15 protein-coding genes and 1 riboswitch are annotated in these 17,080 nt (G+C 34.3%); of the genes, 6 read left to right on the plus strand and 9 right to left on the minus strand.

Annotated features, from left to right (window positions below):
* Nucleotides 1-21: 21 nt before the first annotated feature.
* Both ORL93_RS06730 and ORL93_RS06735 read right to left on the minus strand, forming a co-directional pair.
* The gene (locus ORL93_RS06730) at nt 22-2,130 is read right to left on the minus strand and encodes an RNA degradosome polyphosphate kinase (RefSeq protein WP_033799702.1); all 2,109 of its coding nucleotides are present in this window, start codon (nt 2,128-2,130) and stop codon (nt 22-24) included.
* Between the two features lie 114 nt (nt 2,131-2,244).
* Nucleotides 2,245-3,783 carry a Ppx/GppA family phosphatase gene (locus ORL93_RS06735; RefSeq protein WP_097794349.1) on the minus strand — a complete coding sequence of 513 codons (1,539 nt, stop codon included), beginning with the start codon at nt 3,781-3,783 and terminating at the stop codon, nt 2,245-2,247.
* Nucleotides 3,784-3,962: 179 nt separating this feature from the next.
* Between ORL93_RS06735 and ORL93_RS06740 the strand changes: the two genes are divergently transcribed.
* Nucleotides 3,963-4,421 carry a YkyB family protein gene (locus tag ORL93_RS06740; RefSeq protein WP_006095822.1) on the plus strand — a complete coding sequence of 153 codons (459 nt, stop codon included), beginning with the start codon at nt 3,963-3,965 and terminating at the stop codon, nt 4,419-4,421.
* A gap of 30 nt (nt 4,422-4,451) precedes the next feature.
* On the opposite strand, the gene ORL93_RS06745 is transcribed toward ORL93_RS06740, so the two are convergent.
* Complete coding sequence (locus ORL93_RS06745; protein WP_050774439.1) at nt 4,452-5,072, minus strand: YkyA family protein; 621 nt, start codon at nt 5,070-5,072, stop codon at nt 4,452-4,454.
* 55 nt (nt 5,073-5,127) lie between these two features.
* Nucleotides 5,128-5,946: a peptidoglycan-N-acetylglucosamine deacetylase gene (locus ORL93_RS06750; RefSeq protein ID WP_176524561.1), complete on the minus strand. Its 819-nt coding sequence runs from the start codon at nt 5,944-5,946 to the stop codon at nt 5,128-5,130.
* 792 nt (nt 5,947-6,738) lie between these two features.
* Here ORL93_RS06750 and ORL93_RS06755 point away from each other — a divergent pair.
* Complete coding sequence (locus ORL93_RS06755) at nt 6,739-6,972, plus strand: phage holin (protein WP_003199911.1); 234 nt, start codon at nt 6,739-6,741, stop codon at nt 6,970-6,972.
* A gap of 29 nt (nt 6,973-7,001) precedes the next feature.
* On the opposite strand, the gene ORL93_RS06760 is transcribed toward ORL93_RS06755, so the two are convergent.
* Nucleotides 7,002-7,517: a hypothetical protein gene (locus tag ORL93_RS06760; RefSeq protein ID WP_029426891.1), complete on the minus strand. Its 516-nt coding sequence runs from the start codon at nt 7,515-7,517 to the stop codon at nt 7,002-7,004.
* 565 nt (nt 7,518-8,082) lie between these two features.
* On the opposite strand from ORL93_RS06760, the gene ORL93_RS06765 reads away from it, so the two are divergent.
* From ORL93_RS06765 to metE, 3 genes are all read left to right on the plus strand, one after another.
* Nucleotides 8,083-9,618, plus strand: a complete 1,536-nt coding sequence (locus ORL93_RS06765; protein ID WP_097786583.1) for an MDR family MFS transporter — start codon at nt 8,083-8,085, stop codon at nt 9,616-9,618.
* 92 nt (nt 9,619-9,710) lie between these two features.
* Nucleotides 9,711-10,268, plus strand: coding sequence for a PadR family transcriptional regulator (locus ORL93_RS06770; RefSeq protein ID WP_097794350.1), 558 nt, complete (start codon nt 9,711-9,713; stop codon nt 10,266-10,268).
* Nucleotides 10,269-10,541: 273 nt separating this feature from the next.
* Nucleotides 10,542-10,730: riboswitch (cobalamin riboswitch) on the plus strand.
* 129 nt (nt 10,731-10,859) lie between these two features.
* The gene (gene metE, locus ORL93_RS06775; RefSeq protein ID WP_097794351.1) at nt 10,860-13,148 is read left to right on the plus strand and encodes a 5-methyltetrahydropteroyltriglutamate--homocysteine S-methyltransferase; all 2,289 of its coding nucleotides are present in this window, start codon (nt 10,860-10,862) and stop codon (nt 13,146-13,148) included.
* Between the two features lie 107 nt (nt 13,149-13,255).
* Here metE and ORL93_RS06780 read toward each other — a convergent pair whose 3' ends face one another.
* From ORL93_RS06780 to nucA, 3 genes are read right to left on the minus strand one after another with little or no spacing between them, the layout of a single operon-like run.
* Nucleotides 13,256-13,420 (minus strand): hypothetical protein, encoded by a 165-nt coding sequence (locus ORL93_RS06780; protein ID WP_003199904.1) that lies wholly within the window; start codon nt 13,418-13,420, stop codon nt 13,256-13,258.
* Between the two features lie 48 nt (nt 13,421-13,468).
* Nucleotides 13,469-13,858, minus strand: coding sequence for a competence protein ComJ (gene comJ / locus ORL93_RS06785; RefSeq protein ID WP_097794476.1), 390 nt, complete (start codon nt 13,856-13,858; stop codon nt 13,469-13,471).
* Nucleotides 13,859-13,876: 18 nt separating this feature from the next.
* A complete protein-coding gene (gene nucA, locus ORL93_RS06790) occupies nt 13,877-14,311 on the minus strand; it encodes a DNA-entry nuclease (RefSeq protein ID WP_029426887.1) in 435 nt (144 codons plus the stop codon).
* 239 nt (nt 14,312-14,550) lie between these two features.
* Here nucA and ORL93_RS06795 point away from each other — a divergent pair, with 239 nt between their 5' ends.
* A complete protein-coding gene (locus ORL93_RS06795; protein WP_097794352.1) occupies nt 14,551-15,294 on the plus strand; it encodes a DUF3967 domain-containing protein in 744 nt (247 codons plus the stop codon).
* Nucleotides 15,295-15,587: 293 nt separating this feature from the next.
* Here ORL93_RS06795 and ORL93_RS06800 read toward each other — a convergent pair whose 3' ends face one another.
* Nucleotides 15,588-16,862, minus strand: coding sequence for a sensor histidine kinase (locus tag ORL93_RS06800; protein ID WP_097794353.1), 1,275 nt, complete (start codon nt 16,860-16,862; stop codon nt 15,588-15,590).
* Between the last annotated feature and the right edge of the window lie 218 nt (nt 16,863-17,080).

A 17,080-nucleotide genomic window follows, 5' to 3' on the forward strand; every position in this document is an offset into this window, starting at 1 on the left:
TATTTCATACTATACAAAACATTACTCTACATCAGTATTTTGATAAGCCATTTTAAATAATTTCACTTGGCTATCAATCTCTTGCGAACTATTATTGATTACATAATAGTATTCACCATCTTTGTTTTGTTCACGCGTTTTTACATTATCTGCTAAAACAAGCTGTAATATTGCGTTTATTCTTGCCTTCATTTCAAGGCCTAGAATTGGAAAAGATATTTCTACTCGCTTTTCCATATTCCTTGTCATCCAGTCAGCGGAAGATAAATAAATTTTTTCATCTCCATTATGATGGAAATAATAAATACGGCTGTGTTCTAAGTAGCGCCCAACGAGACTAATCACCCTAATATTTTCACTTACATTTTGAATACCAGGGCGTAAGCAACATGTTCCTCTCACGATAAGTTCCACCTTCACTCCAGCCTGCGATGCCTCATACAACTTTTGAATCAACGGTTTATCTGTTAATGAATTCATCTTAGCAATAATGTGTCCATTACCATATTGCTTATGATAGCGAATCTCTTCATCTATTAGCTCCATAAATTGCTGGCGTATATCAAAAGGTGCCACTGACAAATGATGAAAATGAGGTTTCGTTGTATAACCGCTCAAATAATTAAAGAAATTTGTTGCATCTACTCCAAAATCTTTCCGGGATGTAATATAGCCAAAATCTGTATATAGCTTTGCAGTCGCATCATTATAGTTTCCTGTCCCTAAATGTACAAATCTTTCAATTTTTCCGTTTTTTCTTCGTACAACAAGTGTAATTTTACTATGTGTTTTCAAATGACTTACACCATAAATAACGTGGCAACCCGCTTGTTCAAGTTCCTTTGCCCAATGGACATTATTTTCTTCATCAAAACGAGCCTTTAATTCAACAAGCACTGTTACTTGTTTCCCCTTCTCTGCTGCGGTCTTTAATGCCTGAATAATCGGAGAATCTCCACTTACACGATATAACGTTTGTTTTATAGCCAGCACATTCGGGTCATCTGCCGCATCACGCACAAAATCAACAACTGGCTGAAAAGATTCAAATGGATGATGCAATAAAATATCGTGCTCAATTGCTTTCTCAAATACATCTTCTTCATCGTCTAAATCTTGAGGCGGTTGCGGAATAAGAGCTGGATAAACAAGATGTTCATATAAAGGTGCTAATTTTTTGTATAAGGAAAATAAACATGTTAAATCTAATGGTCCCTCCATCATATATACATCTTCATCCTTTACCTCTAACACTTCATATAATAAAGCTAAAACTCTTTCATCTACGTGTTCTTTTCCAATTTCCAAACGAACAGCCGTCCCCCACTTACGTTTTTTTAACTCTTTTTCAATTACTTTCAATAAATCACGTGCACCCTCTTCATGTATTGTCAAATCCGCATTACGCGTAATACGAAAACGAGTGACCGAGGATACTTTATATCCTGTAAATAATTTATGAGTAAAACTACTAATTACGTCTTCTAATAAAATAAATTTATGTTTTTGATCTTCACTTGGCAAAAAAATAAAACGCTCGAGTAATGAAGGCACTTGGACAATACCAAGCTTTGTTCTGTTCTCTTCCTCTACCTGTTTCTCATCATAGAGAATAGTAGCTAAGTTTAAACTTTTATTTAAAAGCATCGGAAACGGACGATATGCATCTATCGCTACAGGTGTTAAGACTGGAAAAATTTGTTCATCAAAATATTCTTCAATAAACTCACGTTGCTCTTTCGTTAAATCTTGAAATGTTAACGGCTCAATACCTTCCATTCCAAGCGCTGGCAGCACAGTATTTTTAAATGTATTATACTGAACTGTCATCAATTCATGAGCTTTCGTAGCAATTTTATTTAGCTGCTGTTTTGGTGTTAATCCAGCCTTATTTTCTGGTTGATTGAAGCCCGCTTTTACTTGATCTTTTAATCCAGCAACACGTACCATAAAAAATTCATCCAAATTTGAACTAAAAATACTAATAAACTTTAATCTTTCTAAAAGTGGATTACTTTCATCTTGTGCCTCTTGTAACACACGTTCATTAAAAGCAAGCCAGCTTAATTCACGGTTATTATAGTAAGCAGTATCATTCAAATTTACAAAGCTTTCCTTCATCAATTCCAATTCCATTTCCCCTCACACTTCCCTTGAAACTTTTTCAATATAATTTAGTTACATTTATTGTAACAAATTCCAATTTATCGAAGTGTAAAACTTTTGTAAAGACATCCGTACAACTTAATATTCCTCTTCAAATATTAAATCAATATTCATCTTCAATGCTTTTTCTAACTGCTTTTTCTGCTTTTCTGCTTGTACCTTTTCTGCTAAAGCTGATTGTTTACAAACAATGTGGAATACAAGCTTCTCTTTATTTTTTTCTACGTTAATCTTTTCAATAAGCGCCCTTTGTCTCACATTTAAAGCAGCTGAAAATTGTAAAACTGCCCCTAACAATCGAATTTTTTTCTGTTCACTCTTATCAAACCAACCTTCAAATGGTGTTAAGTGCTGTTTAAATAGCATTTTCGACTTATAAGATGCGATGAGTGCAAGTCTAATACGTTCTTTATGCATCATGCCGTCGATTGTTTTATTCGCCAATAAATAGAATGTATGCAGACGGCTTGCTTCTGTATCTATGTATTTCCCGATATTAAATACTTTGGCAGCTTGATAAAATATACCCCAATCTTTTTCTGAAAAAGAAATAATTTCAGACTCTTCAAGTTGTGTACAAATTAACGTTCCTTGCTTAATAAGTTGAACGACAAATTTCATATCCATTTCATATTCATAGGACAATAAGTGTAAACTTTCCTCTACTACATTTGGATAATAAGAAATACCTAATTTTTTTGTAAGTTCCTCATAGAAAACACCTTCTCGTAACCCTTTTCTGCTTAATACAAATGATGGGGCTTGTATAATATTTGTTAGCATATAAAATACTTCTATCGCTGGAATAATTGTATCAGCTCGATCTTTTGCTAACCCATCTAACTTCTGTAATTCTGTAAAAGAAAGACTTTCTAGTTCCTCTCTTACATCCCTTATATCTGCTTCCTTCATTTTATATAAATGCAAACCTGCTATCGGATAAGAAATTGCATTTTGATGAATTTTCACCATATTTCGAGCACTCCCACCTATAGCAATAAGGGGTAGTCTTTTTTCCTTTAACCAAGGTAACGTTTGAAATTGATACCATAGATATCTTCTTAATTCTTCTAATTCTTCTGTGGTTGGTGTCTCACGATGAATAAATTGTTGTTTTAAAGAAAGCGCTCCAAAAGGAAAGCTATAATATTCTACAATTTCTCGGTCCCGAAAATATGTAACCTCTGTACTTCCCCCACCTATGTCGACAGTAACTCCTTCTGTAAAAGAAGTTGAATTCATCACAGCTAAGTAACCATAGCGTGCTTCTTCATATTCAGATAATACCCTAAGCACAAAATCAGTTTTTCCTTCTACAAGTTTTTTTATTTCTTCTTGATTCTTTGCTTGTCTAATTGTTGCTGTCGCAACACAAAGCACATTATGTAATCCGTGAAACCTTGTACTTTCTTGAAATTGAAGTAATGTTTGCAGCAGTATATCCATCCCTCCTTGTATTAACACACCATCTATTAGATAATTTCTTAATCGTGCAACAACCTTTGTATTTTCAACTTCCTTATAAAAGCCTCCATTTTGTTTTTCATAAATCACCAATCGCATTGTATTTGAACCAATATCAATAATGGCATATTGCTGTTTCAATATATCTTTCACACTTCTCACTCTTTCGTTATCAAATTTCTAGAAATCATTCCTATCACTATTATACAAAATAGTTGTTTTTTGTAACAATATTGCTTTAATATTGAAAATGTATACAATCATTTTTTGTATATAATAAAAACTACTTTTATTTATGCTATAATATTGAAAAACTAGAAAGGGGTCCCACTATGAAACCTTCACAACCACAGTCTCAATCACACAAACAATATTCTATTGATCAATTAGCTCAATCTATTTTCATTGTGAACCGTCATGCCAAAGCTGCTACAAATCCTAAATATTTATATTGGTTGAAAAAGATTGCTTTAGAACGTTTAATTAGTGAAAAGAAAGCAATAAAAGAAGGATTACATTTCTCTAGGAATCCACGTTTTAGTCAGCAACAATCAGATGTTCTCGTTCGGTTAGGTGACTATTTTTTCCATATCCCTCCTACAAAAGATGATTTCAGTACTCTCCCACATCTCGGTAGCCTTGAATCTTCCTATAGAAACCCCAAAACAACTCTTTCTTTAGTAGTAGCAAAAAAAACGCTTCAAGATTTTATTGGGCCGGAAGCGCTAAAACAGGAAAAAAAATTAAGCGAACCAATTCCTTGGTATCGGCGTACGTATACAAAGAAATAAAGCAGGCTTGGCCATAATGGCCAACCTGCTTTATTTCTTCTCTTCTTTTATTTTAATGTTCGCTTGTTTATAAAATGCTACTTTTTCTGTATTATATGATTTTGTATATTCGTTGAACTTATCTTTTTCAGCATCAATATCTTTATAAGATTGGTTCACCGTTTTTACTTTCTCACTAATATCTTTTAATTTTGCTCCTTTATCTTGAAGCATTGTGAATAATTCTTTTTCTAACTTTAATGATTTACTATAGTTGTCATACATCTTCTTAAAAGACTCATATCGTTTTTCGTAAGTATTCTTTACTTTGTCTGCTTGTTCTTTTAACTTACCATTCTCGATTTTTTTCACATATTTATCAACCGATTTCACTTCTTCTTGTGCTTTGTTTAATGCTTCTTTTTCTTTATCAATTACTTTTCCACGTTCTGCTGTATTTTTCATTGCTTGATCTAATTTTTCTTTCGCAGCTTGATTATTATCTTTTCCTTCTTGCACGATTTGACCGTATAATGTTTGGCCTTCTTTTTCTAATGCCTCTAATTTTTTCGCGTCTTCAAACATTGGCTTTTCTTGCTTCGCAGCATTTTCAAATGCTACATATAATTCCTCTTCTGGTTTTGGTCCGAAACAACCAGCTAATAATGTCATAGATAAAGCCGCTACAATTGCTATTTTATTATATTTCAACTTTTTTTCCTCCTACTTATATACGATCATCATGCCAAAAATTTAATGGAAAATGAGCAGCTTCTTCATACACTTCAAACTCATACCCTTTTTTACGAAGATCATCAATAATTGTTTGCAATGCTTGTACAGTTTGTTTTTTTTCATGCATTAAAATGACTTCACGTTCTTGTTTAGCCCCTGAAATGACATTTTGTACTACACCATTCGGATTCCCTGGTAATTTCCAATCTAAAGAATCAATAGTCCAGTCCCATTCTTTCATATTTACTGTTGCCATTTGGTCCCGCAATGCTTGATTAAGCCCTGGCATACTTCCGTACGGGCAACGAACAAGCTTAGGTTCCATCCCTGTAACATCTTTCACAATTTTCTGCGCTTGTTTCATCTCTTCTACAAACTGTCCTTGTTTATACAGTTTGGCATAATCATGTGTCATGCTATGAACACCTGGATAATGTCCTTCCTTTACTAAACGTTTCACACTCTCTGTATGAGAAGGGATGTTTCCACCAATCATGAAAAATGTTCCTTTTATTTCATTTTTCTTTAAGATATCTAAAATTTCTTTTTGAAATTCACTCGGCCCATCATCAAAAGTTAAGTATGCAACTTTGCGTACTTCCCCATTAAATTTCACCGGTGCTTTTTTATTCAACTCAACTTTTACCTGTTCACTAGCAAGCTGGATTTGGTTTACCTGAGTGGCTACAGCTCTTGCAGGTGATGTAAAGGATTGAAATATGAAAAACCCCGCCGCGATAGCACTAATTGCAATAGCAATTATAACTAGCCACCTGATCAAAGGTGATCGTCGGCTCCTCACGTCTATCATTCTACCATTCCCCTTCTCTCTTTCTATCAATCTTTTCTTGTTCATTTTACACAGTGTAAAGGTTTACTTGCAACAATTTACAAATATTCTTTTTGTTTCCTCAAAAGGAAAAGTGTAGAGATTGTTTTCCCTACACTTTTAAATAAAAAAACATTGTGCAAAATGTATTGACACATCCATTACAATTATATGATGTTTAAATCTATTTTTAAAGACTTTTGTTACAAAATATCATTTTTTTGTAACAAAAGAGATGAAATTGTTACGAAGAAACTTTTATAATTCTCTATTTTTTAAATCTCTATGTTATACGATTGAGTTCTCACTTTATTTCATAGCTCTTCTAATGATTTTCGCTCTCCTGGATAAGTTACCGTCTAAAATAATAACTGAATACCTTTTATATAATATAAATTATAAGTAAAGCAAAAAGGATTGAGCATCTATACATCTTGCATTACTAATCATACTGTATGCTTCTATATCAATAATATTTTTTTACAAAACAAAAATGTACGTATTTTTCGTACATTTTCTCTCTTAAACTTGTATTCATTTTCTTTTCTATTTCATATATATAGTATATATCTATTTTGATTTTCCAACATATAAATCGATGCTATGAAGAACGAAAAGTGACCGCTACTTGTTTTCTCTCTTTGTTTTAACTTGGCATGGGGCAGGAAAAGGGTTTGCATGGCCAGATGCTCTCTACCACCTAAAAAAAGGTTTTATGTCGGTCTTTCAATTTGTATTTATATAATATATATCCATTACCGAAAGGAGAAAAAGATGTTACAAAGAGAAAATATTTCAGACGTCATTCGTTTTTTAGCCGGATTTCTCTTATCATTAAAACTATTATTTGAATCATTCGGGCTTTCTTTTATTACAAATGACCAAATTGATGCTATCATAAATGTTGCTTCTTTCTTATTTATTTTATACTTCGGATATAAAAATAACTATGTAGGAAAAAAAGGCCTGGAACAAAAAGAATTACTAAAGAAGCATAATTTGCATTAAAAAAGGAACCCACTTCCCGGGGCTCCTTTTTATTGTTGTATCAATATTGCTTCTTTTGTTTGAAGTGGTCCATATAATCGGCCCTTCTGCTGAAATGTGTATGTAGCACGTAACGAAATATGAGACGGGATTTGTATACGTGATGCTTTCACCTGACAGATTAATTGAGCTTTTTCACCAGGTAGTAATTCATCAATTCTCCACCTTACAAGTTGGAATAAAAACTCTCCCGTCCCTTTACTCGTTTGTAATGTATTAGGGATATATGCAAAATGATCACGAATCATATGACTAACGATTACGCGAGAAATTTCTTCGCTTCCTATGTTTTCAACTTCTAATTGAATAAAAAGAATTTCATGTACATCATAAACAACTTCTTGTGAAAAACACTTTTCTTTTTTACTGCGAATTTGTAATGTTACCGCTACATTTGGATTAGACTGTTTGCTCGTAACTTCTTTAGAACCACCTTCCATCCACATAACAGGTTGTAAAGACAACGGAAACAATTCTTTATCTAGACTTATTTCCCACATTTTCACAATCACAATTCACCTCATTCCAGATGGTATTATCTGTACAAATTTATTCTGCTCTCCTAAATAATAAACTACCCTTCTCCAATTCGTTCACCTTAAAACATTCCCCTATTTATTCCAATAAAAATACACGTCTTCAACACTTTTATCTTTCTTCTTTATCTTATTCGACGACGTGATTAAAAAACCATTTTAAATAGCTATACACTCCTTCATTCGCTAGATTCCTTTTGTTTCTTCAATATTAAAAGCTATAAAGTGAAACTTTAATTCAGTAGAGATTTTCTTCATCCCCCACTGATTATTAGCTCTCACCTAACCTCTGAGCTTTCGCTAAATCTTGAGGTGGGAATATTACTGCCCCAAAATAGCGGGATAAAATAAAAAAATTTGCCTTTTAGTCAAATTTGACTATAATATGATTTATGCTTTCTATTCTTTATGGCACTATCTTCTCTTATAAAAGGAATAGTGAAATTATAGTCATACATAAAGACATGCTAAAGTACGAACTACTAATAAGATTTTCCTACAGAACAGTTGATCTTATATAAAAGGAGGGGTATGTTTGCAAGAACAAGCATCTCAAAACAAAGTAAGTAAAACAAAGTTTGTTGTTGCTGGATTGTTACTTGGTATTTTAATGGCAGCAATGGATAATACAATCGTTGCCACTGCCATGGCGACAATTGTTGGAGACCTAGGAGGATTTGATAAATTTGTTTGGGTCACATCAGCTTATATGGTAGCAACAATGGCAGGGATGCCGATTTTCGGGAAATTATCTGATATGTATGGACGTAAACGTTTTTATATCGGTGGATTGCTTCTCTTTTTGCTTGGTTCTATTCTTTGCGGTACAGCAGCAAGTATTGAACAGTTAAGTATCTACAGAGCGATTCAAGGAATTGGTGGCGGCGCTTTAATGCCAATTGCATTCACAATCATGTATGATATATTCCCGCCGGAAAAACGAGGGAAAATGACTGGACTATTTGGAGCAGTTTTTGGAACATCAAGCGTATTCGGTCCTTTATTAGGGGCTTATATTACTGATTATATAAGTTGGCACTGGGTCTTTTATATCAATATTCCATTAGGGCTTATTTCCTTCTTCTTCATCTCGAAGTACTACAAAGAATCTCTACAATATAGAAAACAAAAAATCGATTGGGCTGGTGCCATTACACTTGTAATAAGCATTGTTTGCTTAATGTTTGCTCTAGAACTTGGTGGTAAGGAATATGCTTGGAATTCTAATATGATTCTTGGCTTATTTGCTACTTTTGCTATTATGCTTATTATCTTCTTCTTCGTAGAAAGACGAGCAACAGAGCCAATTATTTCTTTCCATTTATTTAAAAAGCGCTTATTTGCAGCGAGCCAAGGTGTTGCCTTTTTCTATGGAGCAACTTTTATTATTTGTACAGTTTACATTCCAATCTTTGTCCAAGGCGTTCTTGGCGGTTCAGCATCTAATGCAGGATTAATTTTAACACCAATGATGGTCGGTTCTGTAGTCGGAAGTCAAGTAGGTGGACAATTGGCATCTCGAACAAGTTACCGTAACATTATGATCGTATCTGGAATTTTCTTTGTACTTGGGATTTATTCACTTGGCACATTAACACTAGAAACATCACGTACACTCGTAACAACCTTTATGATTCTAACTGGGCTTGGAGTTGGCTTCTCATTCTCTATTTTAAGTATGTCTTCTATTCACAATTTAGAAATGAGAGATCGCGGCTCTGCTACATCAACAAACTCTTTCTTCCGTTCTCTTGGAATGACTCTTGGTGTGACAATTTTCGGTACGATTCAAAATCAGATTTTCACTGATAAATTAAAAGCTGTTTTCCCTCCAGAATTAGCAAAAATGGTACCAACAGGTGGAGACACAAGCTTTTTATTGTCACCACATGCTACTGAAAAAATTCCACCTCAAATATTGGATGGAATTAAACAAGCACTTGGGACATCTATTGCCGATACATTTTGCTGGGCGCTTATCCCAGCTGTTCTAAGTATTATCTGTATTATACTGATGGGTAAAGAACGTCTCTTAACGGGAACAAAGAAAAAACAGAAACAGGTAAGTTAATACACGCCAAAATGAAACGGTATATCTCTTTCGATAAAGAGATATACCGTTTATAATATGTATAAAGTTTATATTACAGGAGTTGAGACAGCGTGAGCATGAAATTAGTCATTCTCGGCTTGCTACTCGAAGGAGATAAACATCCATATGAAGTGCAGCATATAATAAAAGAACGACAAATGAATTGTTATATTAAATACGCAAAAGGATCCCTCTATTACGCCTTTGAACAATTGGAGAAACAAGGGGCAATTGCGGTTACAAATGTTGTACGAGATACCAATCGACCAGATAAGACAATTTTCCATATAACTGAAACTGGAAGAGAATTTTTCCATACACTGCTTTTAAAGCAATTCGAGGCAAAAAACCAAATATATAAACCAATCTATTCAGCACTATCCTTCTCTCACTTTGGTGATGAAAAAACAATCATTCCTATTTTAGAAAAAAAGAGAGATGACACAATTCAATATTTACATACGATGCAATCCATATACGAACATAGCAAGGAAAATGTTCCGCGTGCACAGCTTTATATTTTAAACAGTGTTATTGAACATATTACTGTTGAATTACGTTGGTTAAATGAACTCCATAAAGATGCAAGTGCTGGTCGCCTTTCAGAAATAGGAATGAATGGAAATTGACACTTTATCAGTGGGGATTTTCCTCACTGATCATTCTCCCTACCATCCACCGCCTTATGCTCTTTATTATTTCTTCTCTCTTATTTAGACATAAATCCTCATCATTCATGTTGAAAACAAACATAGAACCTTTGATTCCATCCCATTTATAAAATCATAATTTTCACAATGATGAAAATTATAATTTTATAAATATTCTTATTTTAAAACAGTAGACAAAATTCAAAAAATTATGTTAGAATTTGTTTCAATATCATATTCGCTTGTTAAATTCCTTTCAAAAGGAAAATAGGTACACGACATTTCTGAGTTCGTGTTGAAAAGGGAAGTTTGGTGAAATTCCAACGCGGTCCCGCCACTGTAAGTGCAGAGACTTCTTTTCTATACCACTGTGAAAACGGGAAGGTGAAAGAAGTCATATGAAGCATAAGCCAGGAGACCTGCCTATTTTAACAACACTGATAGACTCACGGATGATGATTAGGTGTTATGAACGAGAAGAGAGGGCTATTTTCTGTACCTTTATACTTTTCGTTACATGCATTTCCGAGTAAACGGAAATGCTTACTTTCAATTAGGGAGGAATTTTAAATGGCAATTCAAACAAGTAATTTAGGGTATCCACGAATTGGGTTACACAGAGAATGGAAAAAAACGTTGGAAGCTTTTTGGTCAAATAAGATTGATGAGCAGCAATTTTCAACAACAATGAAAGAAATTCGTCTTCAACATGTGAAAGCTCAGCAAGAAAAAGGAATCAATTTAGTTCCAATTGGCGACTTTACATATTATGATCATGTGCTGGACACAGCCTACATGCTTGGCTTTATTCCATCTCGTTTTTCAGAGTTCACTTCTTATCTTGATGTATATTTTGCAATGGCACGTGGCTCTAAAGATCACGTTGCTTCCGAAATGACAAAATGGTTTAACACAAACTATCATTATATTGTTCCAGAATATGAAGAAGGATTGGAGATTTCTTTAAAAGACAATCGACCACTTCGCTTATACGAAGAAGCAAAACAAGAATTAGGCGTTGATGGAAAACCAGTTATATTAGGACCTTATACATTCTTAAAATTAGCAAAAGGATATAAACAAGAGCAATTTGCTACTATTTTAAATCAACTAGTTGCTCCTTATGTACAGCTATTAACTGAATTACACGAAGCTGGTGCAAAATTCATCCAAATTGATGAACCAATTTTTGCATCTTTAACAAAAGAAGAAATAGCAGAGGCGAAAGAACTTTACGCGACAATTCGTAAAAGCGTTCCAAATGCAATTCTTATCTTACAAACTTATTTTGATAGTGTAGAAGAGAACTATGAAGAAATTATTACATTCCCTGTATCCGGCATTGGATTGGACTTTGTTCACGGTAAAGAAGGTAATGTAAACACAGTTTTAGAGTATGGATTCCCATCCGATAAAATTTTAGCAGTCGGTTGTATAGATGGCCGTAACATTTGGAGAGCTGATCTTGACGAAGTCCTTTCTTTATTTAAAACATTACAAGATCACATTACACCGAAAGAGTGGATCGTTCAGCCTTCATGTAGCTTATTACATACTCCAATTGATAAAACGGAAGAAACACACTTATCAACAGAACTATTTGATGCCCTTGCATTTGCAAATCAAAAATTAGAAGAACTTACACTTATTAAACGCGCGCTTTCTGAGGGTGCAGAAAGTGTTAGTACGGAATTAGCTACTTACCGTAGCGCTCATGAAGCAATTCGATCTTCAGCTGCACGTAATCGTGAAGATGTACAAACAGCAAGAGCAACTCTTAAAGAAGAAGATTTCTCTCGTCCTCTTCCATTTGAACAACGTTATGCTTTGCAACAAGAAGCATTACAGTTACCGCTACTTCCAACAACAACAATCGGTAGCTTCCCGCAAACTACTGAAGTTCGTCAAACGCGTAAACAATGGCGAAGCGGTGACATTACAAATGAACAATATGAACAATTTATTGAAAAAGAAACTGAAAAATGGATTCGATATCAAGAAAAAATCGGCCTTGATGTGCTCGTTCATGGTGAATTTGAGCGAACTGATATGGTAGAATACTTTGGCGAAAGACTTGCTGGTTTCTCTTTCACTAAGAATGGTTGGGTTCAATCATACGGTTCCCGCTGTGTAAAACCACCTGTAATCTATGGTGATGTTGCCTTTATTAATGGGATGACAATTAAAGAAACCGCATATGCCCAGGGCCTTACAGATAAAGTTGTAAAAGGCATGTTAACAGGTCCTGTGACCATTCTAAACTGGTCATTCGTTCGGAATGATATTTCACGAAAAGAAGTTTCTTACCAAATCGCATTAGCACTTCGTCATGAAATTAAATTGCTTGAATCTTCCGGTATCCGTGTTATTCAAGTCGATGAACCAGCACTTCGCGAAGGAATGCCGCTAAAAGAAAAAGATTGGAACACATATATTACATGGGCTGTTCAATCATTCCTTCTAGCAACTTCTTCTGTAGCGAATGAAACACAAATTCACACACATATGTGTTACAGTAACTTCGAAGATATCGTAGATGCAATTCGTGCATTAGATGCCGATGTTATTTCTATCGAAACATCAAGAAGTCATGGTGAATTCATTCATACATTAGAACATACAACATATGAAAAAGGGATCGGTTTAGGAGTTTATGATATTCATAGCCCTCGTGTTCCAAGTAAAAATGAAATGTATACAATTGTAGAACAATCCTTAAAAGTATGTGATCCAAAATACTTCTGGATTAACCCAGACTGTGGTTTAAAAACAAGAAGAACAGAAGAAGTTATACCTGCTTTAGAGCATATGGTTCAAGCTGCTAAAGAGGCCCGCTCTCTTCTAAAAACAAACGCATAAGGAAATAAGAGTGTCCTTTAAAAGGATACCCTTATTCTATATTTCAACTAGCGTTCATCGCCAATAACAAGGTGGTACAAATAAAAATAAAATGAACTTCCTGACAATTACGCTAATTTATTCACATCATCAATTCCTAGTTCTTCTATATAAAGAAACACAAATAGAATAACCAAACTTAATCCGCACGATGTTGAAAAGCAGCCGATCCAATAAATGATAAGATTACGCCGCAAACTTGGCGTATATTTACACCTTCTTCCGTTCTTCATTGTAACGAAGTTTAAAAGAAAAAGCCACGATACCGTGGCCTTTTTTTTTTACTCTTTCTTTTCAAAAAACAATTCATATTGTATCTTGTACAATTCATCATCTGTTGGTTCCTCAAGCGGTATTGCTTGTAGTACCAACAGATAATCACCTTTTGGAATTGAAATGGGAAATTTGTCAGAAAGAATACTCCTTACAAAAACTCCTTCGTCCCCCACCCTAAAAGGGACTGATATCGTTCTCATTGTCTCTTCTTTCTCAATACGCTTCCCAACTGTTGCTTTGATTTCACACGTATAATCAGAAAGTGCCTCAAAAATAATTACTCCTTCTGCTTCAGCGTATCCCCTCTCAAAATCTTCATTCGTCCAGTCTACATAAGGCTGTTCCCCCTCATAATTCATCACGATTAATTGTGAGTAGGAAATTGTTAATTCCACAAGCACCATTCCCTTCTACTACTTAACCTCAAACTTCACACGTGTCCCATCTGGGTACTTATCTAGCTTATTTCCCACCCATGAACCTGCGCCTCTATTATCAGCAGGGTTAATATATTCAATATGCGCATCTTTTCCACCTTCTTTGCACATTGCCATTGGCCATTCATCACGATCGTACCCTTTTTTTGCTGGATATGGAGCTAGAGACAACTTTCTTCTATCAGCTGCACCACTTCGATCAATCGTACATACTTTAGAATGCCCTTCTTTAATCGCATCTGCTATATGTTTCCCCGTCTCTGGATAACGTTCTTTTGGAAATTCTAGAACTTGATCATATGTAACTTCTTTCTTACTCTTTGGTTCTGTTGGTATAAACGCTTCATAGACAGCAACTAAAATAGAAAGAATAGCAATAATCGAAATGATAATGCCTTTTAATTGTTTCATATATGTGCCTCCGTTTTTCGACCCAATTTCTTTTCCTAGGCTATTATAACAAACTTCCTCCATATATGTTTTCAGACATTATTTTATCCCTTCCTCCCCTTTACGCCAAAAACATTCATTTTTATGCAACTTTTCGCTAATCATGTAGAAAACTTCTAGACTTCCGACATTCTTTTTCAAAGGAAGTCTAAATAAAAGATGGAATTTGTATATACGATACTTTTTGGGGAGGAAATGTTATGGAGGCGACATATAAAACGAAGGATGTTACAAATAAAACAGGAATCCCGAAACATATAGTTCGAAAATATAGTCAACTTTTAGAACAACATGGTTATATGATTGCAAAAACTGCTGATGCTCGTATATATAAAATGGATGATATGAAGCTTTTAAAATCAATTCACGAACGAGTAGCCACTTTACAAGAAGATATTACAGAAACAATTCCTATCATTTTAAAAGAAAAAGATAGTCCACCTGTACCGATGTTAAAACAAAATCAAGAAGTACATGCGAAAGAAGAAGACCGAAACTTTGAAGAATTCATGTTAAAACTTGAGATGCTCGCACAATTAAACGAAGCAATTATTCATCAAAACTCTACCTTAATTACACAAAACCGCTTAAAAGATGAAAAACTAGATGAATTAATGCAACAAGTTTATGTAAAAGAGGGTACACAAGAAGAAATGCTGCAAGAACTTATTGATCACGCAGCTCAAACAGATGCCCTACAAAAAGAAAAAATGGACTTATTGATGAATCATATGTATAAGCGTGAATCAAAGCAAGAAGAAAAAATGAACAAGCTTGTCAATCACGTTTACAATAAAGACAACAATCGAGATGCACAGCTTATGCAAGTCATTCGTGAAATTCAAGAAACAAAACGACTAATCGCCGCCTCAAAGGAGCAAAGCTTATTTCAATCATTTAAAAATTTATTTATTCGAGTCAAACCAGAAAAAACAAATGAATAAAACCTTCATCGTTAGCTTTTCATCATCCAAGGTAGAAGCTTTACAAGCCTTTCATTTTCACGTATATAAATCTATTTTAGTTTTTCGACATATAAGTCGCTCACGCGAAGCAGAAAAAGTAACCGTTAGTTGTTTTCTCTTTCTATTTTTACTTGGCATGGGGCAGGAAAAGGCTCTGACCGCTTCTATGTATGGCTGGATCCTCTCTCCCAACTAAAACGAAGGAGTTTATGTCGTTTTTTTAACTTGAATTTATATAGATAAATAAAAAAGTTACCTTATATCGGTAACTTTTATTCCTTATTTCTAACTGCTGGTAATGTAATAATTGCTTCCGTTCCTTTTCCACTCTCGCTTTTATATTCCAGCGTACCATTATGTGCTTGTAAAATACTAAAGGTAACCATAAGCCCTAGACCCGTTCCTTTTTCTTTTAATGAATAATACGGTTGTCCAAGCCTTGCTAGCTGTTCTTTCGTCATTCCAACGCCACTATCTTTTACTCGCACTATAATCACATCATCTTTTTGAATGGCGGTTACTTTTAAATACCCTTTGTTTTCCTGAATCGCTTCAATTCCATTTTTAACGATATTCATAATCGCTTGCTTTAACTTTGTCTTATCACCAATCGTATAAAGGCTCTCAGAAATTTCAACTTGTAAATAAACGCCTTGCATTGCCGCAAATGAAGACATTAAAGTAGTCATTTCTATGAGCTGCGCTGATAAACATATATGTTCCTTTTTTTCAATTTGCGGTCTAGCTAAATTTAAGTAATCCGAAATAATTTGTTCGGCCCGATCAAGCTCAGCTAGTACAAGACGCATATAGTCCTTATTCTTCATATCTTCTGTACTCTCTAATAGCTGAATAAACCCTCGAACAACTGTGAGGGGATTTCGCACCTCATGTGCTACACTTGCCGCTAGCTCGCTTATAATGTTTAACTTTTCAGATTTTTGCATTTCTGTACGTAACAATGCATTTTCATTTAAATACTCTGTTAAATACACTTGAAATACCATTGTCATAACCATAATAAAGGAAGCAAATATGTATCCACTATACAAATGCGACATAGGTGGCGTAAAGCCTACTCTCAGTAAAATCCCAAACATACTACACACTAAACCGACAAAAACATACAAAGATGAAATAATAAAGGCCACAATAAGTTTTTTTTCTCTCGGAAAAACAGACCACTTTTTTGATAGCAGGAAAGGAATGATTGCAAGACATAAAACTTCTATTATCCGAAACCACTGTAAACCATTCAAAAACCATTCGTATACAATAAAAATACAAGCTGGGATAATCCCTACAATCCCACCATACAAAAAAGCACTCATAATCGGAATCGCATGGAAATTGTAACTACAAGCATCGACAAAACAAATCGGATACGTCATAGAGAGAACAAGCGTAATACTAGATAAGAACATAATAAAATAGCGATTGGGCTTTGGAAGCATATCTTGATAACGGTTTAGACGAATCGCTTCATATAAAAACAGTGGCAAAATAATGATCGCGACTTGGATCATTAAGTCACGAATTAGCTCCATAGCCTCTCATCCCCTATATGTATTTTGATATGATTATATCATTTTACAGTTGCTTTTGTTTTAAAATTTAGATTTTTCTTAACATATTTGTAAATTATTTGTGAATAAACGTTAAGAAATGTTACAACTTTCCGAAATGATTGTAAACCCTGTACCAAACTACCATGATGCAGTATACAATGAATACGGGTTAACAAATAAAATAAAACATAGTCCAA

Source organism: Bacillus sp. DHT2, from assembly GCF_026241455.1.
GTDB classification, from domain to species: domain Bacteria; phylum Bacillota; class Bacilli; order Bacillales; family Bacillaceae_G; genus Bacillus_A; species Bacillus_A pseudomycoides.

Coding starts and splice junctions, on each gene's coding strand:
- ORL93_RS06740 (WP_006095822.1), top strand. CDS start 3,963: ATGAAACCTTCACAACCACAGTCTCAATCACACAAACAATATTCTATT.
- ORL93_RS06745 (WP_050774439.1), bottom strand. CDS start 5,072: ATGACATTATTAGCTGGTTGTTTCGGACCAAAACCAGAAGAGGAATTA.
- ORL93_RS06750 (WP_176524561.1), bottom strand. CDS start 5,946: ATGATAGACGTGAGGAGCCGACGATCACCTTTGATCAGGTGGCTAGTT.
- ORL93_RS06755 (WP_003199911.1), top strand. CDS start 6,739: ATGTTACAAAGAGAAAATATTTCAGACGTCATTCGTTTTTTAGCCGGA.
- metE (WP_097794351.1), top strand. CDS start 10,860: ATGGCAATTCAAACAAGTAATTTAGGGTATCCACGAATTGGGTTACAC.
- ORL93_RS06780 (WP_003199904.1), bottom strand. CDS start 13,420: ATGAAGAACGGAAGAAGGTGTAAATATACGCCAAGTTTGCGGCGTAAT.
- nucA (WP_029426887.1), bottom strand. CDS start 14,311: ATGAAACAATTAAAAGGCATTATCATTTCGATTATTGCTATTCTTTCT.
- ORL93_RS06795 (WP_097794352.1), top strand. CDS start 14,551: ATGGAGGCGACATATAAAACGAAGGATGTTACAAATAAAACAGGAATC.
- ORL93_RS06800 (WP_097794353.1), bottom strand. CDS start 16,862: ATGGAGCTAATTCGTGACTTAATGATCCAAGTCGCGATCATTATTTTG.